This window comes from Pseudomonas sp. RL_5y_Pfl2_73, from assembly GCF_963970515.1.
GTDB lineage: Bacteria > Pseudomonadota > Gammaproteobacteria > Pseudomonadales > Pseudomonadaceae > Aquipseudomonas.
In genome coordinates this window covers 1-20,149 of sequence record NZ_CAXAPD010000007.1, presented here as the reverse complement: position 1 = coordinate 20,149, position 20,149 = coordinate 1, and the positions used below count along the sequence as shown (strand labels likewise).

The 20,149-nt window shown below is 57.4% G+C and carries 21 protein-coding genes; 14 read left to right on the top strand and 7 right to left on the bottom strand.

All coding sequences use genetic code 11. The features are described 5' to 3' along the window. Nucleotides 1-6 precede the first annotated feature (6 nt). The 6 genes from AACY42_RS08735 to AACY42_RS08710 are packed head-to-tail and all read left to right on the top strand — an operon-like array spanning nt 7 to nt 6,780. Complete coding sequence (locus AACY42_RS08735) at nt 7-2,088, top strand: chemotaxis protein CheA (RefSeq protein ID WP_339478645.1); 2,082 nt, start codon at nt 7-9, stop codon at nt 2,086-2,088. 54 nt (nt 2,089-2,142) lie between these two features. Further along, entirely contained in the window at nt 2,143-3,801 is a 1,659-nt protein-coding gene (locus tag AACY42_RS08730; protein WP_339478643.1) for a methyl-accepting chemotaxis protein, read from the top strand. 39 nt (nt 3,802-3,840) lie between these two features. Beyond that, nucleotides 3,841-4,377 carry a chemotaxis protein CheW gene (locus AACY42_RS08725; protein ID WP_018606024.1) on the top strand — a complete coding sequence of 179 codons (537 nt, stop codon included), beginning with the start codon at nt 3,841-3,843 and terminating at the stop codon, nt 4,375-4,377. Next, nucleotides 4,374-5,210, top strand: a complete 837-nt coding sequence (locus AACY42_RS08720) for a CheR family methyltransferase (protein WP_339478639.1) — start codon at nt 4,374-4,376, stop codon at nt 5,208-5,210. Before AACY42_RS08725 ends, AACY42_RS08720 begins: the two co-directional genes overlap by 4 nt. Beyond that, the gene (cheD, locus tag AACY42_RS08715) at nt 5,207-5,704 is read left to right on the top strand and encodes a chemoreceptor glutamine deamidase CheD (protein WP_339478637.1); all 498 of its coding nucleotides are present in this window, start codon (nt 5,207-5,209) and stop codon (nt 5,702-5,704) included. Before AACY42_RS08720 ends, cheD begins: the two co-directional genes overlap by 4 nt. Nucleotides 5,705-5,706: 2 nt before the next feature. Next, the gene (locus AACY42_RS08710; RefSeq protein ID WP_339478635.1) at nt 5,707-6,780 is read left to right on the top strand and encodes a protein-glutamate methylesterase/protein-glutamine glutaminase; all 1,074 of its coding nucleotides are present in this window, start codon (nt 5,707-5,709) and stop codon (nt 6,778-6,780) included. Between the two features lie 90 nt (nt 6,781-6,870). Here the strand turns inward: AACY42_RS08710 and AACY42_RS08705 are convergent, their stop codons facing one another. Beyond that, entirely contained in the window at nt 6,871-7,998 is a 1,128-nt protein-coding gene (locus AACY42_RS08705) for a mechanosensitive ion channel family protein (RefSeq protein ID WP_339478634.1), read from the bottom strand. Between the two features lie 107 nt (nt 7,999-8,105). Between AACY42_RS08705 and AACY42_RS08700 the strand changes: the two genes are divergently transcribed. Beyond that, nucleotides 8,106-8,474, top strand: coding sequence for a hypothetical protein (locus AACY42_RS08700; RefSeq protein ID WP_339478633.1), 369 nt, complete (start codon nt 8,106-8,108; stop codon nt 8,472-8,474). Between the two features lie 77 nt (nt 8,475-8,551). Beyond that, nucleotides 8,552-9,094 carry a hypothetical protein gene (locus tag AACY42_RS08695; protein WP_339478631.1) on the top strand — a complete coding sequence of 181 codons (543 nt, stop codon included), beginning with the start codon at nt 8,552-8,554 and terminating at the stop codon, nt 9,092-9,094. A gap of 250 nt (nt 9,095-9,344) precedes the next feature. Here the strand turns inward: AACY42_RS08695 and AACY42_RS08690 are convergent, their stop codons facing one another. Continuing rightward, a complete protein-coding gene (locus AACY42_RS08690; protein WP_339478629.1) occupies nt 9,345-10,289 on the bottom strand; it encodes a DMT family transporter in 945 nt (314 codons plus the stop codon). A 102-nt stretch (nt 10,290-10,391) separates the two neighbouring features. Between AACY42_RS08690 and AACY42_RS08685 the strand changes: the two genes are divergently transcribed. Next, entirely contained in the window at nt 10,392-11,258 is an 867-nt protein-coding gene (locus AACY42_RS08685; RefSeq protein WP_339478627.1) for a LysR family transcriptional regulator, read from the top strand. Nucleotides 11,259-11,526: 268 nt separating this feature from the next. Here the strand turns inward: AACY42_RS08685 and AACY42_RS08680 are convergent, their stop codons facing one another. Beyond that, on the bottom strand, nt 11,527-11,970 hold the full coding sequence (locus AACY42_RS08680) for a PaaI family thioesterase (protein ID WP_339478626.1): 444 nt from the start codon (nt 11,968-11,970) through the stop codon (nt 11,527-11,529). Between the two features lie 551 nt (nt 11,971-12,521). Here AACY42_RS08680 and AACY42_RS08675 point away from each other — a divergent pair. Beyond that, nucleotides 12,522-13,043: an HIT family protein gene (locus tag AACY42_RS08675; RefSeq protein WP_339478624.1), complete on the top strand. Its 522-nt coding sequence runs from the start codon at nt 12,522-12,524 to the stop codon at nt 13,041-13,043. On the opposite strand, the gene AACY42_RS08670 is transcribed toward AACY42_RS08675, so the two are convergent. Further along, a complete protein-coding gene (locus AACY42_RS08670) occupies nt 12,997-13,668 on the bottom strand; it encodes a DUF2268 domain-containing putative Zn-dependent protease (RefSeq protein WP_339478622.1) in 672 nt (223 codons plus the stop codon). The genes AACY42_RS08675 and AACY42_RS08670 overlap by 47 nt on opposite strands. Nucleotides 13,669-13,954: 286 nt before the next feature. Here AACY42_RS08670 and AACY42_RS08665 point away from each other — a divergent pair, with 286 nt between their 5' ends. Next, nucleotides 13,955-14,227, top strand: coding sequence for a hypothetical protein (locus AACY42_RS08665; RefSeq protein WP_018601122.1), 273 nt, complete (start codon nt 13,955-13,957; stop codon nt 14,225-14,227). A gap of 159 nt (nt 14,228-14,386) precedes the next feature. Here the strand turns inward: AACY42_RS08665 and AACY42_RS08660 are convergent, their stop codons facing one another. Beyond that, nucleotides 14,387-15,538 carry a PDDEXK-like family protein gene (locus AACY42_RS08660; protein WP_339478618.1) on the bottom strand — a complete coding sequence of 384 codons (1,152 nt, stop codon included), beginning with the start codon at nt 15,536-15,538 and terminating at the stop codon, nt 14,387-14,389. 421 nt (nt 15,539-15,959) lie between these two features. On the opposite strand from AACY42_RS08660, the gene AACY42_RS08655 reads away from it, so the two are divergent. Further along, nucleotides 15,960-16,910, top strand: coding sequence for a phospholipase D family protein (locus AACY42_RS08655; protein WP_339478617.1), 951 nt, complete (start codon nt 15,960-15,962; stop codon nt 16,908-16,910). A 267-nt stretch (nt 16,911-17,177) separates the two neighbouring features. Continuing rightward, nucleotides 17,178-18,290 (top strand): DUF3800 domain-containing protein, encoded by a 1,113-nt coding sequence (locus tag AACY42_RS08650; protein ID WP_339478616.1) that lies wholly within the window; start codon nt 17,178-17,180, stop codon nt 18,288-18,290. A gap of 299 nt (nt 18,291-18,589) precedes the next feature. Here AACY42_RS08650 and AACY42_RS08645 read toward each other — a convergent pair whose 3' ends face one another. Beyond that, nucleotides 18,590-19,045: a hypothetical protein gene (locus tag AACY42_RS08645; RefSeq protein WP_339478615.1), complete on the bottom strand. Its 456-nt coding sequence runs from the start codon at nt 19,043-19,045 to the stop codon at nt 18,590-18,592. Further along, on the bottom strand, nt 19,042-19,446 hold the full coding sequence (locus AACY42_RS08640) for a hypothetical protein (RefSeq protein WP_339478613.1): 405 nt from the start codon (nt 19,444-19,446) through the stop codon (nt 19,042-19,044). The genes AACY42_RS08645 and AACY42_RS08640 overlap by 4 nt, the downstream gene beginning before the upstream one ends. Nucleotides 19,447-19,700: 254 nt before the next feature. Between AACY42_RS08640 and AACY42_RS08635 the strand changes: the two genes are divergently transcribed. After that, nucleotides 19,701-20,135: a hypothetical protein gene (locus tag AACY42_RS08635; protein WP_339478611.1), complete on the top strand. Its 435-nt coding sequence runs from the start codon at nt 19,701-19,703 to the stop codon at nt 20,133-20,135. Nucleotides 20,136-20,149: the final 14 nt, after the last annotated feature.

Genomic DNA, 20,149 nt, shown 5'->3' with positions numbered 1-20,149 from the left:
ATGAGCGTGAGCATCAATCTCGATCAGGCACAGCAGACCTTCATCGTCGAGGCCCGGGAACAGTTGCAAGCGATGGAAGAGTCGCTGCTGCAACTGGAAACCGACCCCGGCGACGATGACGCCATTGGCGCGATCTTCCGGGCGGCGCACACGATCAAGGGCTCGGCCGGGCTGTTCGGCCTGGAACCGATCGTCAGCTTCACCCACATCGTCGAAGACGTGCTCGATCGCCTGCGCAACGGCAGCGTCGAGGTGGACACCGGCCTGATCGCGGTGCTGCTCAAGTCCAGCGATCACATGCTCGAACTGATCAACGTGGCCGCCAACCAGGGCGGCGCGCTGCCGCCACCGGCCCTGCAACGGGAAGTGGAACTGTGCCAGATCCTGCAGGAGTACCAGGCGCCCTCGCCGACCGCGGCCCCGACGCCAGCCCCAGAAATCAAACCCGGTGAACCCAGCGAAACACACCTTTGGCACATTTCCCTGCGCTTCGGCCAGGACGTGTTCCGCAACGGCATGGACCCGCTGTCGTTCCTGCGCTATCTGCAAACCCTGGGAGAAATCGTCGACCTCAGCACCTTGACCGACGCCCTGCCCGCCGCCGATGCCTGGGACGCCGAATCCTGCTACCTGGGCTTCGACATCGCGTTTCGCTCGCTCGCCAGCCACGGGGCGATCAACGAAGTGTTCGATTTCGTCCGGGAAGATTGCCAGATCGAGATCGTTGCCCAGGATGACGACGTCGCCCCCGCGGCCAACACCGACCTGGCGACCACGGCGCCGGAGCAGGCCGAGGAACGCACCGCGCTGGTTGCCAGCGGCGAGTTGTTGTCCGACCAGCGCAAGACGCCGCGCATGCCCGCCCAGATCGCCAGCGACAAACAAGCGGTGACCAGCGACAGCAAGGCCAAGGACGGCACCTATGTGCGAGTCAACGCCGACAAGCTCGACGAGCTGATCAACCTGGTGGGCGAACTGGTCATCGCCAGTGCCGGCGCCAGCCTGCTGGCCCGCACCTGCAACAACGATCCATTGCAGGAATCCACCTCGACGGTGTCATCCCTGGTGGAGGAAATCCTCGACGGCGCCTTGCGCCTGCGCATGATCCCCATCGGTGAAACCTTCAATCGGTTCCGCCGGGTGGTGCGCGATGTCAGCCAGGAACTGGGTAAGGACATCGACCTGATCATCAGCGGTGCGGAAACCGAGCTGGATAAAACCGTGGTGGAAAAAATCGGCGACCCGCTCATGCACCTGCTGCGCAACGCCATGGACCACGGCATTGAAACCGCCGAGGCACGGCTGGCGGCCGGCAAACCGGCCAAGGGGCACCTGCACCTCAACGCCTATCACGACTCAGGCAGCATCGTGCTGGAAATCGCCGACGACGGCGCCGGTCTGAACCGCGACCGGATCCTGGAAAAAGCCCAGGAACGGGGCCTGGTGACGCCCGGCGCGAGCCCGACCGACCAGGAAATCTACAACCTGATTTTCGAACCTGGCTTCTCCACCGCCCAGGCCGTGACCAACCTGTCGGGGCGTGGCGTGGGCATGGACGTGGTCAAGCGCAACATCACCCTGCTGCGCGGCACCGTCGACCTGGACAGCCAGCCCGGCAAGGGCACCGTGGTGCGCATCCGCCTGCCGCTGACCCTGGCGATCATCAATGGTTTTTTGGTGGGCATCGGCCAGTCGACCTATGTCATTCCGCTGGACATGGTCCAGGAATGCATCGAGCTGAGCGAAGACGATGGGCGTGCCAGCCGCGAACAAGGCTACCTCGACCTGCGCGGTGAGGTGCTGCCGCTGGTCTACCTGCGCGATCACTTCAGCCACGAAGGCCCGGCCGCGCGCCGGCAGAACGTGGTGGTGGTGCGCTACGCCGAACTCAAGGCCGGGCTGGTGGTGGATGACTTGCTGGGTGAGTTCCAGACCGTGATCAAGCCACTGGGAAAGCTGTTTGGCGCCCTTCGCGGCATCAGTGGCTCGACCATCCTGGGCAGCGGCGCCGTGGCGTTGATTCTCGACGTACCGGCGCTGCTCACCCAGATCGCCCAAGTGGAAAATCGCTACACATCGACTCAATGACAACAAGCCAACGCTCGCTGACGCTTTAGCAATTCCATGGAGAGGTACTTCCCAATGAAATGGTTCTACGACCTTAAAATCGCCACCAAGCTAATCACTTCATTTCTTGTGGTGCTGGCGCTGACAGCCGTCATGGGGGTGTTCTCGATCATCCAACTGGGCCAGGTGAACGGCACCACCATCAATATCCGGGAAAACTGGATGCCGTCCATGCGCGCCGCCTCGGGCATGCGTTTCTACGGGGCGAACTATCGTCTCAAGGAAAACAGCTTCATTACCGCCGAGTCCGAACAGGAGCGCGTCACCATCGAGCAAGAAGCGCAAGAAGCCAGGAAAGGTTTTGAAACGCGCCTGGCGACCTATGAAAAACTGCTCTCCAGCGCAGAAGATCGCCAGCTGTTCGAAGCCACTCGTACTGATTGGCTCGCTTACCTCGCGGTGAGCAAGGACCTGCTTGCACTTTCCCGACAGAACCTGGCCGAACAAGCCCATGCGCTGCTCAGGGGTGAGTCCAGGCGTCGATTCGAGCAGGTAGCCTCTGACCTGCAAAAACTGGTGGAACTCAATGATGTCGGCGCCGGCAAGGCCAGCGAGCACGGCACGGAGCTGTTTGAAAACGCGCGCCTGTCGATCATTGCCGTGCTGGTTGCCGCCCTGCTGGTGGGCCTGGGCCTGGCGCTGTTCATTTCGCGGGTCATCTCTCGCCCATTGAAACAGGCCGCCGCGGTTGCCGGACAATTGGCTGAAGGCAACCTGAACACAAAAATCGAGGGTGGCTCCAAGGACGAAACCGGCATGGTGCTCAACGCCATGCAGAACATGGTCGGCAAGCTCTCGCACATCATCGGCGAAGTGCGGAACGCCGCGGACAACCTGGCCAGCGCTTCCGAAGAAGTCAGCGCCACCGCGCAATCGATGAGCCAAGCCACCAGCGAGCAAGCGGCCAGCGTCGAGGAAACGAGTGCCTCTATCGAGCAGATGAGCGCCAGCATCAACCAGAACACCGAGAACGCCAAAGTCACCGATGGCATGGCCAGCAAGGCCGCCAAGGAAGCCACCGACGGCGGCGAATCGGTGCAGCAGACCGTGGTGGCGATGAAAAAAATCGCTCAGCGCATCAGCATCATCGACGACATCGCCTACCAGACCAACCTGCTGGCGCTCAACGCGGCCATCGAAGCCGCCCGCGCCGGGGAACACGGCAAAGGCTTCGCGGTGGTCGCCGCCGAAGTGCGCAAGCTGGCCGAACGCAGCCAGGTGGCCGCCCAGGAAATCGGCGAGCTGTCCTCCAGCAGCGTCGACATGGCCGAGAAGGCCGGGCACCTGCTCAACGAGATGGTCCCCTCGATCAACAAGACCTCGGACCTGGTGCAGGAAATCAGCGCCGCCTCCGAAGAACAGGCCGCCGGTGTGGCGCAGATCAACACCGCCATGACCCAGCTCAACCAGGTGACCCAACAAAACGCCTCCAGCAGCGAAGAACTGGCCGCCACCTCCGAGGAAATGAGCAGCCAGGCCGAGCAACTGCAACAGGCCATGAGCTTTTTCACCTTGGACACACCGCCCAAATCGGCCAACCAGCCCTTGAAGGTGGACAACACGCCGGGCCCGTCCAGCCGCAAACCGGCCCGAACTGCCGCGCCCGCCCTGCCCAAGGCCTTCGCCTACAGCATGGCCAGCGCGCCGGACGAATCCGAGTTCACCCGGTTCTGACGATAGGTTCCCATAGGCTCGCTTAAAGGAGATAAAGGCATGGGCGCCATCGCGACCACACGTCAAACGGCCCTCGCGGTCGAGGAAGAAGCGCAATACCTGACGTTTATGCTCGGCACGGAGATGTTTGCCATCGGCATCCTGTGCATCAAGGAAATCATCGAATACGGCAACCTGACCGTGGTGCCGATGATGCCGACCTTCGTACGCGGGGTGATCAACCTGCGTGGTGCGGTCGTGCCGGTGGTGGACCTGTCGGCCCGTTTCGGCCGGCCGAACTCGGCGATCAGCCGCCGCAGCTGCGTGGTGATCATCGAGGCGGCCAGCGCCGACGGCCAGGCCCAGGACATTGGCCTGCTGGTGGACACAGTGTCGGCGGTGCTGGAAATCCCGGCCTCGCAAATCGAGCCGCCACCGAGCTTTGGCGCGAAGATCCGTGCCGATTTCATCAGTGGCATGGCCAAGGTCGATGGCAAGTTCGTCATCGTGCTGGAGGTGGACCGCGTGCTGTCCATCGACGAGATGTCCCAACTCGCAGAAGCCAGCCCGAGCGCGCTGGAAGTGGATGCCCCGTGAACGCTGATGTTTGCAAGGAACGCACGGCAAGTTCACTGGTGCTCAGTGACCGCGAGTTCGGCCAGTTCCAGTCCTGGCTGTACCAGGCCGCCGGCATCAGCCTGTCCGAAGCCAAGAAAGCCCTGGTGGCCGGGCGCTTGTTCAAGCGTCTCAAACACTATGAGCTGGACAGCTACGGCGAGTATTTCAAGCTGATCATGAACGGCCAGCGCACCGATGAGTTGCAGGTAGCGCTGGACCTGTTGACGACCAACGAGACCTACTTTTTCCGCGAACCCAAGCATTTCGATTTCCTGCGCCAGCACGTATTGCCCCACGCGACACCGGGCAAGACCTTGCGCTTATGGAGCGCGGCCAGTTCATCAGGGGAAGAACCCTACAGCCTGGCCATGACCCTGGCCGAAGGGCTGGGCACCACGCCTTGGGAAGTCATTGGTTCGGACATCAGCAGCCAGGTGCTGGCCAAGGCGCGCTCCGGGCATTACCCGATGGAACGTGCCCGCAACCTGCCCCATCCGCTGCTGGTGAAATATTGCCTCAAGGGCACCGGCAGCCAGCAAGGCACGTTCCTCATCGACCGGGCCTTGCGCAACCGGGTCAACTTTATCCAGGTCAACCTCAACGACACCTTGCCGGAGCTGGGGGAGTTCGATGTGATCTTCCTGCGCAACGTCATGATCTATTTCGACCAAGCCACCAAACGAAAAGTGGTTGCCCGCTTGCTGCCCCGGCTCAAGCCCGGCGGGTACTTCATCGTCAGCCATTCAGAAAGCCTCAACGGCGTGTCCGATGCGTTGAAACTGGTGGCGCCATCGATTTACCGCAAACCATGAGCGCCGCCATCAGCGAAGTGGCCGAGCTGTACCTGGCGCCAGGGGAGTTTCGCTTCGCCACCTGCCCAACCCGCCTGCGCACAATTCTCGGCTCTTGCGTGGCGATCACGCTGTGGCACCCGGAACGCAAGATCGGCGCCATGTGCCACTTCATGTTGCCCAGTCGGGGGCGCTGCTCCACCGCACTGAACGGCCTCTACGCCGACGAAGCCATCGAACTGTTCATCCGTCAGGCCCGGGCTTATCGCACCGAACCCGAGGACTACCAACTCAAGCTGTTCGGCGGCGGCGAGATGTTCCCCGAGCTGCAACGCCACGTGCCCTACGGCGATGTGGCGCGGCTGAACGTCAACGCCGCGCTGGAAATGGCCGCCCTCTATCGCCTCGACCTAATTGCCCAGGACATGGGCAGCACCGGCCACCGCAGCATCATTTTCGATCTGCGCAGCGGCGATGTGTGGGTCCGGCACCAACCTATAAGGACCCGGCACTGACCATGTCAAAAAAGATCAATGTACTGCTGGTGGATGACTCGGCCGTGGTTCGCCAGGTGTTGCTGGCGATCCTCAGCGACACACCGGACATCCACGTCATGGGCGCGGCGGCCGACCCGATTTTCGCCATGGACAAACTGGCCCGCGAATGGCCCGACGTGATCGTGCTGGACGTGGAAATGCCGCGCATGGACGGCATCACCTTCCTGAAAAAAATCATGAGCGAGCGCCCCACGCCGGTGGTGATCTGCTCGTCCCTGACGCCCCGGGGCGCGGAAACCACCTTGCAGGCGATGGCTGCCGGCGCGGTGGAAATCATCACCAAGCCCACCACCGGCCTGAAGAACTTTCTGTTGGAGTCGGCGCCGGAACTGGTGTCGGCGATCCGGGCCGCCGCCCAGGTCAACGTGCGCAACCTGGGCAAGCGTCCCGCCCCGATCGCGCTGACACCGGCGACCAAACTCACCGCCGACGCCGTGCTGCCCGCCGCCAACGGCCACGCCATGGCGCAGACCACCGAACGCATCGTCGCCCTGGGCACCTCCACCGGCGGCACCCAGGCCCTGGAAGCGGTGCTCACCGCCCTGCCACGGGTGTGCCCGGGCATCGTCATCGTCCAGCACATGCCGGAAAAATTCACCGCCTCGTTTGCCGCCCGGCTCAACAGCCTGTGCCAGATCGAAGTGCGCGAGGCCCGCAACAACGACCGCATCCACCCGGGCCTGGCGCTCATCGCTCCAGGCGGCAAACACATGATGGTGACCCGCAGCGGCGCGTTCTATCACGTGCAGGTGGTGGACGGTCCACTGGTCAACCGCCACCGCCCTTCGGTGGACGTGCTGTTTCGCTCCGTGGCCAAATTCGCCGGCCGCAACGCCACCGGCATCATCATGACCGGCATGGGCGACGACGGCGCCCGCGGCCTGAAGGAAATGCTCGACGCCGGCAGCACCACCGTGGCCCAGGACGAAGCCAGCTGCGTGGTCTTCGGCATGCCCAAGGAAGCGATCAAACTCAACGCCGCACAACGGGTGATGGGCTTGCAAGAGATCGCACAGGTCATCCTGCATCGATAACAAGCGCTCGCCCCTGGCCCCTGTAGGAGCTGTCGAGCGAAGCGAGGCTGCGATCTCTTGAGCCTGACACAAAAAATATAGATCGCAGGCTCAAGCATGCCCTGCGCGTGATGAATGCGGCGTGACCGAGCGAAGTGCCACGGAGTCGGGCAATGAAGCGACATGGACGGTATGTGACGGAAAAGCAAATTTCGTGTCCAGGTCAGCAACCGCTTCCATGACCTTCAGATTGATCCTCTGCTGGACGTCCATGTAGACGTTATAACTGGCGTCCAGAACGATATAGACCGTCTCGAACTCCAGCGCGCTCTGGCCAAAACTTCTGAAATGACACCGATCGAACCGGGCTTGGTCTTCATTCCTGATGATGGCTTCAACCCGTTGCGTGATCTGCCTGACCTGTTCGGTTGAACAGTCATAAGTCAGGCGAAACTCGAAAACAATCCGACGCTCCTGCAACCGTTTGTAATTCTGAATAGTGCTGCCGATCATATCGGCGTTCGCCATGACAATTTGTTCGCCCCCCAGACTTCGTATGCGGGTCGTCTTCAGGCCAACGCGCTCCACCGTACCGGCAAGCGAACCCACCACGATGAAGTCGCCCACCTCGAATGGCTTGTCAACGGCAATCGACAGCGAGGCGAACACATCGCCAAGAATATTCTGCACCGCGAGCGCCACAGCGATACCACCGACGCCAAGGCTCGCCACAAAGGCCGTGATGTTAACGCCAACGTTGGACAGCATCGCGAGTAAAATCACCGCCCATAGGAGCACCCTTGCGCCCCAGAGGCTCAGGGTCGCCAAGGCACTTGCTTGAAATATCCCATTCGCACCATGGACAGAAAAATAGCGGTGCAGCAAAAGCGCCAACGCTCGGTTCGTCCATAAGCCGACCTGCAACGCCGCCACCACGAACCAAAGGCTGCTGACACGACTGAGCCAGCGCTCAGGCAAATCAAGTAGGCCTATCCCGACCAGAATCGATGCCAATAACAGCAGCGCGTTGCTGGTTGCCGACAGCACCTGGCTGGCAATGTGACCAAGGTGAGTATCGCCCGCCCCCGCCCTAGCCTGGATTCTCCTGAAAACAAACCAGATCGCGGTTCTTGCAAACACGTAGCTGAGCACAGCAGCGCAAAATGCAAAGATCCAGCTCGCCAACGAAATACCTAGCAACGTGTACCCGGTGAAAAAACCCTCGAATCCCTCAATCATCGCTTCCCCCTTGAGTCCTGCCGCTGCGCATGTGTCACGCAGCCGCGCCAGGTAAAACGCCACGTGATCCAGTGCGCAAATCAAGTGGCCTGTTGGGGTTAGTCGTTATGGGCACCGGTCTGTTCAATGAAATCGTCACGGCGTCGCCAGGAGAAAGCGCCAACCACCGTGCCTATACCGGCGAGATCGTCGCCAGTACGCCGATCAAAAGGGTCAGCGCCAAAAAACCACCCAAAAAAAACGCCATCTTCGCCATGAGCACTCCTGAATCAAGACATTGCAGTACACCGGCCGCCCGAGAGGCTACCCGCGCGGTTATTCTGGGGTGGGGCTCGGGTTCATTACAGGGGCACCTGAGGCAGGAAAGTACGGATCAGACGCGCGCGCCCAGGCCTGCGCCGGGTTCGCTCAACGCAATCACCCTGGGATTGGAACGTGGCGCGCGGTCGGAAAAACTCAACGAGGTAAATCGCTAATGGTCCTCGATCACGGCTATCATTGCCGCTCGCCCTTTTGACAGGCGATGTCGCAGGCCACCCTCAAGGATCCAGGTATGACTTTTCTGCCGTCACGCTCCACCCTCCTCGTCTCCAGCCTCTTGCTCAGTTCCCTGTGCTTTGCCGAAGGCGAGCCGGTGGACGGCAGCCTCATCAAAGACTCGACCAAAGCCGCCGTTTCAACGTTCATTACCGCCGGCAAGAACCTGTTGGGCGGCGTCAGTGAAGGCGTGCTCGATGGCCGCGAATCGGCCCAAGGCACCGATGGCGCCGCGATCATTTCCTCCGGCGAGCAAATGAAAGATCGCATCGCCGTTGAAGTATTGAAGCTCGAGCCCAGCGACGAAAACGTCAGCATCACCCTTGGCTTCAAGAACAGCACCGACACCCAACTGCGCGTGGTCAACCTCGGCCAGACCGGCGTGCTGCTGGCCATCGACCAGGCGGGTTACTCCAACCGCCTCACCGGGCTGGGCAACCCGGATGAAGTCACCATTCCGGCGAAGACCGCCGTGCGCCAGAAGTTCGTGTTTGAAGCCATGAGCGAGGCGGTCAGCACGGTACGGGTGTGGGGGCAGGATTTTCCGGTCAAGAAATAGTGCACCCGCTCGTTCGGACGATCGTTCCCACGCTCCCGCGTGGGCATGCATCCCGTGATGCTCTGCGTCACCTTCCAGAAGCGGAACGCGGAGCGTCCCTGGCGGCGTTCCCACGCGGAGCGTGAGGAACGATCGTTCAAAGTTGTAAGCATAACGCAACCTGTGGCGAGGGGATTTATCCCCGCTGGGCTGCGCAGCAGCCCCAAAAAACCGCGCAGCAGAACACAGGATTCATTGATAAACCCCAAGCTCAATCCGGGCCAGATAATCTTCTACTACCTGAGACTTTTACCCCACTCCCCGGCTCAAGCCTCAACGCCAGCACGCTCATCAACACAATCACCGCCCCAACAATAACCATCGCTGACGGGCGCTCAGCCAACACCAAAGAAGCCATCAACATCGCCGTGGGCGGTATCAGGTAAAGCACCATGGAAGCGCGGCTCACGTTGCTGTGCGCCAGCACGTAAGCCCAAGCAAGGTACGCCAACGCGCTGGGAAAAATACCGAGGATCAACACCGCCAGGTTCACCGAAGCCGAAGCCTGCCACGCCGCGCTCAACATGCCCGGCGCAAAAATGAACAACAGAATTGTGCCCGACCAAACGGTGTAGCAAACCAGGGTCAAACCGTCATAACGATGGGCATGGCGCCTCTGCAAAGCGAAATACAAACTCCAGGACAGCGCCGCCAACAGGATCAATAACCCATGGGCGTCCATGTCACCCAAGCCACGATCCCCCGCGACCACCACGCCCGCGCCAAGCAAGCCGCACAGCACACACCCCCACTGCCAACCACTGACCCTGTCCTTGAAGACAAAATGCGCCAGCAGCGTGCTGAACAACGGCGTGGACTGGGCCAGCACACTGGCCGCCCCGGCGCTGACGCCCCGCTGACCGTAATTGAGGGCGATGTGGTGCAAGCTGACGGCAAAGAAACCCAACACCGCCAGCAACGGCAAATCCCTGAGACGCGGCCAGAAAATACCCTTCACCATTGCAACGAGGGCCATGAACACTGATGCGATGAGAAAACGCATCAGCGCCAGTTGACCGGGTTCATAAGCCTGCAAGCCAATGCGAATCCCGATCGGCGAATAGGCCCAGCAAACGATCACCAACAGCGTCGCCAGGATAACTTTCACACCGGTTTTGCCGGAGGAACCTTCAACCCGCGCAAAACGCGTTTCCATCTAAAGTTCCTGCTCACTGACCGATTTGAATCGAAGTATCGAAACCACCCCACCTCAGCACAAGTGACTTAAACTCAGCCCACTATTCAGTTTTGGTGAGCTATGGAACTGTCCCAACTGCGCATGCTTAAGACGGTCTGCGACACCGGCAGCATCGCCCGCGCCGCCGAAGTGCTGCACTGCGTGCCGTCCAACATCACCGCGCGCCTCAAATCCTTGGAACGGGAACTCGGCACGCCGCTGTTTTTCCGCAAAGGTCGCGGGCTGCAAGTCAGCCCGGCGGGCGAAGTGTTTCTGGAGTACGCGACAAAAATACTGAGCCTGACAGAAGAGGCCCGCCGCGCAGTCGCCCCCACCCGCGCACCGAGCGGCCCACTGCGCATAGGCGCCATCGAGTCCAGCGCCACCGGGCGCCTGCCTCAGTTGCTCGCCCAATACCACGCGCAGTATCCGCAAGTCTCACTGGAACTGAGCACCGGCACCTGGGCGCAGTTGCTGGACGATATCCAGCATCACCGGCTCGACGGCGTGATCGTAGCGGTGGACATCGAACGGCCCGGCCTCAAGCGAGCGGTGATGTACCGCGAAGACCTGGTGCTCATCGCCTCCGAGTCCCACGGCCCGTTGCGCAGCGCTGCCGATTTGCAAGGCAAGGCAATCTTCATGTGGCCCACGGGCTGTCCGTATCGATTGGCGCTGGAGCAGTGGCTGCTGCGTCATGGTCAGGTACAACCGATCACCAGCATCGCCAGTTATGGCGCCATCGTTGGCTGTGTCAGCGCGGGTGCCGGCGTCTCGCTGGTGCCTCGGGGGATCTATGAGCAATACCGCCAGCGGGCGGGTTGGACGGGGTATGAGTTTCCTGAACTGACGGGGATCGATAACCTTTTTTACTGGCATGAAAACGCTGGGAAACATCCTGCCAGAGAGGCGTTTTTGACGATGCTGCAAACGGAGCTCGGAGCGTAACCATCCCCAACCGCCTCGGCGCAACGGGAGGGAGCATTTGGTTGCGTTGGCCGAGGCGACGGGGATGTCGAAGCAGGGGCTGATGCCGGTGGGGGTGGCGGCGCTTGATGGGTTCAAGGCGCAGGGAGTTGTATCGGGGACTTATTGAGAGTGAGTTGTGATGACTCATCTACGAACTCCGTATCGACGCCGGACCACCAACAATGCCAACCGGGCATTGTCGGTCATCTGGACTCTGCCGTGTTCGCGGCGCTATGCAATAGCTATTTCATGCTTTCAAGGGAATATTTCGCATCGTCACCAGCGCCGTGGCGCAGAGGGTTTCCTTACCTTGTTTCACGGCAAATAAATCGGCAGCCGCAACCGTGGTGTTGTTCGACGCTTTGATGACTCTCCCCCTGGCTAGTAGCTTTTCACCGTCAGCCGGGGCGATTAATTTGACGGTGAAATCAGTGGTCATATTGATCCAGCCAGGCGGCAGCAGCGTCCCAGCGGCCGAGCCTCCAGCAAAATCTGCCAATGCTCCGACGATGCCACCTTGAAAATATCCATTATGCTGAGTGAGTTCTTTGCGCGCCGGCTGTTCAATTTCACAATGACCTGGCTTCAGATAATTGTAATGAAACCCCAGCAACTGCGCTGCTGGCATACTGAGTACTGCGCGTTGGACGTGCTTGTCGAAGTCGGGATTGCTTGCAGCGAAATCTTCCATGGAATTCATCCTTATAGTAGGCATTTGTGAACAACACTAACCCTGCCATCGCTCGAGCTTATTATCGATGTACTGAGTACGTATTGCGTTGCGCATGACCTTGCCGCTACTGGTTTTCAGCAGTTTTCCTGGCATTAACAAAACAATTGTGCTCGATATCATGTCTTTATTCGGCCTGTCACATGTAGCTCTCCTTGGCGAATAAACCAAGGTCTCCTGTACGTAAATAAGCCGGTTGAATGTCGCCTGATAAACGCTTTGCGAACGTGTCTGCAGAGAGAGGTTACTGACTCCAATAACCCCGTGCGAGAGGGCCTTGAGTGTAATGATCAGACGTGGCGAGCAGTCATCACTGCGCCGAGGCGGTTCAAAGAGATCAACAACCAGCTCCCAGGCTGCATCGGGAATTCGTAACGCTTCACCATCGTGGCCTCCTGCCTTCGATGGGCGCGAACTCTACCGAATGTTAGTGTTTAGCGGCGGTGGCGGCGGTTTCAAAGGATTTCGTACAGAACCTAACGGAGATTCCAATCATTAACACGGAGTCAGCATTGGAAATAGCCCCCTACTTCATCCTCGATGAAACGCCCCATTGGGTAGTCAACCACCACCTGGCCTCCGCCCTACCCGGCTACCTCATGCTCGGCTCCAAGCATCACGTTAATTCACTGGCCCAATTGCCCGAACCCGCACTCGCAGAGCTGGGCAGCCTGATGGCAAACATCCAGAGCGTCGTTGAAACACAACTGAACCCCAAATGGCTTTACATCAGCCGCTTCGGCCACGATCCCCGCTACCCCATCCACTTCCATTTCATCCCGGTGTACGACTGGATCGAGGCACTGTTCTGGAAAGATGCGCGGTACAGGTTGCTGGAAACATTCGGGACTCAAGAGAACGCCCAGACATTAACCGATGGCGCAGAGCTGACGTTGTTCATCTGGCGTGAGTTTGGTGAGAGCCCCACGCCGCCAGCGATCCAAGGGCCCTCTATCAGCCAGGTAATTGAAAAGTTGCGGCAAGCGTTCAGGACTCAGCCGATACCAAACCTTCCTCCAGCGCATTGGCCATGATGTCTGCTGCTGATGCGTTGACCCAGGTCGAAATATCAGTTTCGCCCCTCGACGCAAGCCAACGTCCGACCATTTGATAACCCAACGAGTAACCGAGCCATTTGGGTTTGTCGCCAAAACCAAAGAACCACTCGTTGTGATCGTAATACCGTGATTCAAGAGTTTGCAGCCCAACCGGTGAGCGTAAAAGATCGGCAGATGCGATGGCATGCTCCCAAGGCTCCGGATCAGTACCAAGCACATGCCGAACAAACTGACCGGCAAGCCCTTCGCTGACCAACGCCTCGCCTAATGTCCAACCATAACCAGGGCCGCCCATGCGCAGGCAATGATGAACCTCATGAACAACATGCCGACGCAGTGCGCCGGTGCGTAGGCTGGAAAAGAAATTCGGATTGTCGGGATCAAGGGTCATGGTAAACATGGAGCTGCGATACGCCCGTCCTACCAGGCCCATTTCTGGAATGGTTTCGCCCGGTAGCCGCTGAATCAGGACATCGAGTCGCGGCGGGGGCATTAGGCGAGCAATAGCCTCGTAAGCGGCGTCAAACTCGTCAACCAGCTCTCGGCGAAGCTCGGCAAGACTCCCCGAGGCCTCCAGCCAGTGCAGCGTCCATTGCTCCATGTCCCCTCTCCTTTATTAATCAAAGCACCTGGCTCGATGACTCCGGGCCGCTCGCGACGGTAGATCCCCGCTGGGTAACTGTCCAGTGTCGATCAGGTTTGACTGCGCCTCTGTCTGCCCGGTTATCTCTGGCAAAAAACTGTCTCGATTCCTACAAGGCTCTCGGAAGCAGGTGTCTTGCCCGTCCAATCTGGTGAAACCTATAGTCATCCCATCGCCGAATAGGGTGATCAGGTTTGGCGACCTGCGTATCGGATCAGCCCTTTAAGTTAATTGGAGCAATCCCATGCAAAGATACACACCCATCACCGGCATCGACTGCACTCCCGCTTCCCTGCTCATCGACACCCAAGCGCCGCTTGACGTACTACACGCCACAGCTGATTACCGCATCCGTGTGGTGACCCAGGTGCTGGAGAACATTGCATTTCGCTCTGAAATCACCAGCGATACGGTGGTGCTTTCGGACTTTGCACAGCTTTTGGTGATTCCGTTGCGGGATGGGTGCGATTTGCTGGAGGTGATTGGTCGGCGGCTTCAGGCGCAGGTTGAAAGCTGACGGAACGACGGGCGCCTGAGAGCGCCCGTTTTACGTAGTCAAAGATGTGTATCTGCATCACGCACCAGATCTGACCATCTAGTTTAAAGATCCCGACTTGCAGAAAGCGGCCAAAACTGGTCCATCGAGTTTCTACAAAGCAGGGGTAGATTCATTCGATCAATCACGACTCTGCACGTCGCACAACCTACTAACACTCGACCAGAGGTCGTATAAATCGTCAGCCATGCGTTCCGCCATGCGAGCTCTCTTTTCAGGGTTGGTCAGTACCATCAAATGCTCATCGCTGGGATTTTTCATGTTGAGTTCAGTGGTGTAGCGCCATAGCAAACCGTTGCTACTGACTCCGTTGTTTTCTAACAGCGCCGTCAGTGCATCCAGGCGGCTGTAATCATGCGGATGGGTGTCGGCATCGCAGTAATAACCGCAGTAAAAGCGGTGATTGAGCTCGATGTAAACCGCGCCTGATACAGAGCCGAGCTCGTAAAAAAGGCCAAAATGGCGGTTATCCCGGACCGCGCTGTAGTAGCGGTCGATTATCGCCGCCGTCGGCGCTTTAAAGGGTTTTGGCAACTCGGGATATTTAACCTCTATACACTGCGCAACCGCTTGCCAGAGTTCCAGTTGCAGGTCTTTCAAGGTCTCGATGTAGGCTTTTTGCAAGTCCCGAACCACGAGCAGATTGTTGCCCTGACGTAACGTCTGCTTGATAGCGTCCATGTAAGCATGTCCTTGGTTCTGGAAGGTCAATTTTGCGATGAGATCGATGTATTGCAGCAGGCTTTCACGCACGGCAGCTTCGCGGATCACCCACGGTTGGCATTGCTCCAGCCATGGCAGGATGTCGGCGGCGTAGCTGATACGTTGGTAATCGATGCCCAGACAACTGCGGGGATCAGCATCGCGGCCATCCAAGGTAAGGTAGACCGGCGGATAGGTCTGGTAGCCCTCGCCCTGAAGGGTCTCCAGATAGCGAAATAACTGAGCCTCCTGGTCCTCGGCGTAGAGCTTGTTTTCGATGATGATCGCTTGCCGTTTGGCGTTACGGATCAGGATATCGACGTTGCGGTACTCAACCTCCACCGTGACGTCGCGGCAGTCGAAACCCTCGATATTCAATGCGTCTAGCAGTAACTGCAGCAGTTTGCCACCGGCCGCATGAGCGCCTTGGGGGTTGAGCAAGAAGGCCAAGTAGCGAGAGTGCAGGCGCACTTCATCCGAGCCACTGCGCAGTAAGGTGAACAGGTTGAAAGCCGGGGGGCGATGCAGTTCGGCCCGGAGTAAAGCGGCGCGATTGATCAAAATGTGCAAGGCTCATCTCCTTGTGCTTGCAATGTTGATGGTGATTGTATTGCGCCATCACTGAATCCGCATCCGGTATATGCAGTTCGCTCAAATTTAGGATTTCTTGCATATCAGCCTTTGGCAAGGCGCAAGCCCAAGCAAGCGCCCGCTTTTGGCCGAGAACTGCCGCTCCAAAGGGCCGCTTCCGGCCAGGAGCGGACGGTCGACAGAATAATGGCAAATGACTGGCGTCGCATGGTCTGGTGCCTAAACTGATTGAGCAGCCTGGGCTTGCCATCCATGTCGTGTTTCTCCTCGAGTAGTGTCGCGTTCGCAGTGACCACTTTCAGGCAAAACAAGGACTTACAGGATGACAAGGAACGTTATACGACACGCCATAGCGACAGGGCATGTCGCCTAATAGTAGAGATCAGAAATGCCCACACATATGAGCACCATCAAATTTCTCGGTACAGCATCTGAGATTGCGGAACAGGTAAGAGAGCTTATGCGATTGCATGTTTCGACGGAGCCAATAAGGATTGCGGTCGCATTCTGGGGGCATGGTGCTGCCGAAATCGTCGGGCAAAATGCCAACCGGTATCAGATAATCTGCAACTTGAAGTCAGGTGGAACGAATCCTGAGGTCGTTCGCTCAATCAAAGCGCAGCCAAACGTTTCAATCCTACAACTCGATACGCTTCATGCGAAGGTTCTCATCAGCGACGGTGGCGCCTTGGTGTCATCGGCAAACCTTTCAACCAACGGCCTTGCGCTGGAAGGAGTCAATTCGCAAACTTGGAAGGAGGCAGGCATTGCGCTGCCTGCATCGACAATAGAACGCTCAGAGATGATTGAATGGTTCGAGCGGCTTTGGGATCAAGCCAGAAGGATTGACGAGTGTGATCTTGAGGCAGCAGACCACGCATGGGCGCGGCGACAAGCCATGCTTCAAAGCACTAACCAAAATTCGCCAGAGGTCGGCGGCACCGAGAGCAAAGGTCTTACCCTGCTTCGGACAGTTGCGTTCTCAGGCCGGGCGCCGATGAAGCAAGTCTATTTGCGCTCGGCAGCCGCCATTGTCGCTCTTGACGGGTGCACTGGAAATGCTATGCCCAGCAGCCCATTTAAGTTTTTGTTCTGTGGGGGAACAAGTCGCGCATTCAATCACCATGAATCTAAGTTCGAAGAGGAGAACGGAAGACTAAAGCTTCAGAAAAACTTCGTTGGCTATTTCATAGGTTCAGACGGATTAATCGGCACCGCTTCGAGTCCCGGACGCCTCAAGTCGTTCTCAGACGCAACCGTTCACGCGGCTGCTCGATGGATGCTGGGTGAAGGAACCCGACCCGATCAACTCGAAGGCGATATCTTGGAAGCAAGTTTCCTGCTGAAATGATGGCGACGCTGATCCCTGCCCTGCGCTCAACCGGACCTGGCGCACAATCAATGGGGTCAGAGACATTGATCCTCTAAAATCAATAACTCTGACCCCATTGATCCTGCAGGTTGACCATCAGGGAAGACAAACCGGTGGGAATGATTGGTGCCGGGGTCAGAGGCGCGAATCGCTAGGCGATGAACGCCCTGTTTTGCTAGTTGACGGGTATCCTTTCACGAGTAATGCTGGCATATAGCCAACGCTTGGCTGCTGAAGGGAATCGAGATGAACGACATCGCCGTCACACCTACAGAAGATGAAGAGCAGGAAGAGCTACCAGTAGTTCTTCAAAGAAAGAGGAAGGACAACGAGGCGGAAAAGATAAGGGTACTCTCCGCAATTGCAAGCAACAGCCCGACACGCGTAACAGACAGAGTTGCCTGGATTCTTAACCATTACCCTCAAGCTCGCGATTCGGATGTGAAATGCCAGATCATCTATTGGAAAACCTTCCAAACCGATCTGTACAGCGGCGGTGATATATCTTTCGAAAACTATCCAAAGCTACAACGACTTCACTCAATTGCTCGTGCACGTGCTGTGGTACAGAATGTACTTGGCCTTTTTATCGCCTCACCCGAGGTTCGAAAGTTTCGAGGAAAACTTGAAGAAGAAGAAAAGCAGCGCGCGCTTGAAGTGAGACCTTCCCATCCGGTGTACTGCATCTACGCTGATGAAAGCGGCAAAACCGGGAAATATCTGCTCGTCGGAAGCCTTTGGGTTCTGCGCAGTTATGAAACAATGAAGTTAACAGCTGCCATTAATCAGAAGAAGACGGAGATTGGGTTCAAGGGTGAAATGCACTTTAAGGAAATCGGCAAAGGAAATCTAGAAGCCTACGAAGCACTTCTCGGGGCTATTGTTCAAAACTCATCCTCTATCTCCTTTAAGGGGCTGGGTGTCGTAAGAAGTGGCCTCTACAATGTAGACGACACTCTGAACAAGCTGTTTTACCACATGGTGATCCAGGGAATATCAGAAGAGAATAAGTCGGGTCGAGCAGTACTCCCTCGAAACCTACAGTTCCGGAAAGACGCGGAAGAGGTATCCAAAGACAAACTGGCTGTAATGGAGATAAAGCTGCAACTGCAGAATGCTTCACAAAATATTTTTCAAGGAAATGTTTACATTGACGTAGTTGAAGTCGAGGACTCTAGCATTTCGCCTCTTATGCAAATTGCTGACCTTTTCGTCAGCTCCATCTCTAGAGTTCTCAATAAAGAAGAAGGAAAAGAAGGCCCTAAAGACATCTTTGCGAAGAAGTTTTTGGAAGCTTTCGGTGTGGATACCAAAGATGACCATCTAGACGGACTAAGCGAGTGCGTGCGCTTCTCCTGACGAAATTAGCGTTTACGATCGAAGCTGACGACATGCGTCTCAAAACACGCAAATACGGAATTCCCCACGGCTGGTAAAAATGGAGCAATCTCCTAGGGATAGGTCTATTTGGATATCAACGCATGTCCGCTATTGGCTGATTTTCGCCTGTCGCTAATGGCCGCAATGGGTCTACTCCGGCTGTTGGCAACCGGCAGCAGTCGACCTGAAGCCTCCGGTCGCGACAGGTAACAACCGGCCAAACGCTGCCTGGCAGGTGCGGCTGCCGCAGCCAGAAGCAGTAAGTCAAAGACTCGGGACTATTTCAGACCATCCTTTAGCTCAATCGGTACCTGGAGTTCCTGCCTGTGCTCGACCCACTCAGAGTAGGGGACTGTCCGGTCGGCTGGTTTGACTGTCTTGATCAGAGGCTTGATCTGCTGTCTATCGAGGTCGAAGACCCTCTGCTTTACCTTCGTGACATCGGCAATTTCTTCAGGCGTAAGCTCCACATCCCAATCAATCGGTTTATTCGGTGTATCGGTGAATCCAAAGCGCAGGCGATATCGTTCAACTGCTTGGACTTCGTCGTTCGACAATTCCAGGCTTGTCGTAAGCGTGCCAATGTCCGCTTTCTCGAACAAAAGGGCCCTGCATACCTTTGGACAAGGAGGCGAAGGCATAAATGGGAAGGACTCACACTTGCATGTGATGTCCGCAGAAGCGCTTATCGCAACCATCCAGAACAGCACTCCAACAACCCAGTTCGATGTCATGCGTCGCCCTCCCCGCGGTCAACGTCGCGAAACAGCACCCACCAAAGAAGATAGGCTGTGAGCCAAAGTGCAAACGCGATGACCCCGTAGAATAGGTAATCCAGTTGGGCCTGGAAGTCGGCGTTGATCTGATTGAACGCCTTATCCTGAGCAGCACCCTTGGTAAACAACGCAGCTAGGTAGCTACGCGAGAGCTCATTGCCCGCCCGAACGGATACCAGCAGGAAGATCCAGACTGGAGCTAGGAGAAAGTACAAGCTACGCCATCTCCGGCCAGCTGGGCTGTAATGCGAAGACCCAATAACGACAGCTACCGAGCCGCCGAGCATGGCCAGCGCCCATGTAGTGAGCTGCGACGAAGCGCCGGCGATCTCCTTCAGCCCTGCGAGGAATAGGTCCATTTCAATCCCCATGTTCAGCCACCAAGCATCTAGCTGAGGTTAGCCCTTCCATTCCAATGCGCAATGGCGACGGCGATCCACTCAACGTGCCTATATGAGCGCTGACTCCTCCGCCAGATGTTGCAGCCGTAGCCCCCCGCTTTTGTCCAGAAGCGGATGCTCAGGGTCAGGCAGCTAGCAGTCGACAAAAAATGTACGGGAGTGATTAACTTCTGATTTACTCATCGCACAACGCCGCCACTAGGAGAGCCGCAATGGATGCGGAAAGTATTTATGATGAACTTGTGAAGTTAATTGTCACGATAGATGATTTGAGAGCGGTAAACGTAACAGCTGCACAACAGTTAAAGCAAAGTGTCATGCCTAAATCAATCTATAAATATCGACTCGGCAGATATAACGAGTGCGGGTCATGCTGGGATATTGAGAATCTAAAAAGCAACCAAATTCGAATGACATTGCCCGAGGCATTTAACGATCCTTATGATTCTTCTTTTAACATAGCTATTAGGGCGAATAATGAGACCAAAAGGCAGCTTCTTGACCAAATGATTTACACCCCTTCGAAACGATCAATGCGGATTCCACGACACTTGGACACTCAGCCCACGATCATTTGGACACTCATTCCACGCTCACTTGGACAGGCAGTCGGAGCGCAGCGACGCAGGTTCGCATTGTTAGTCTGAAGTCCCGGTTGCAG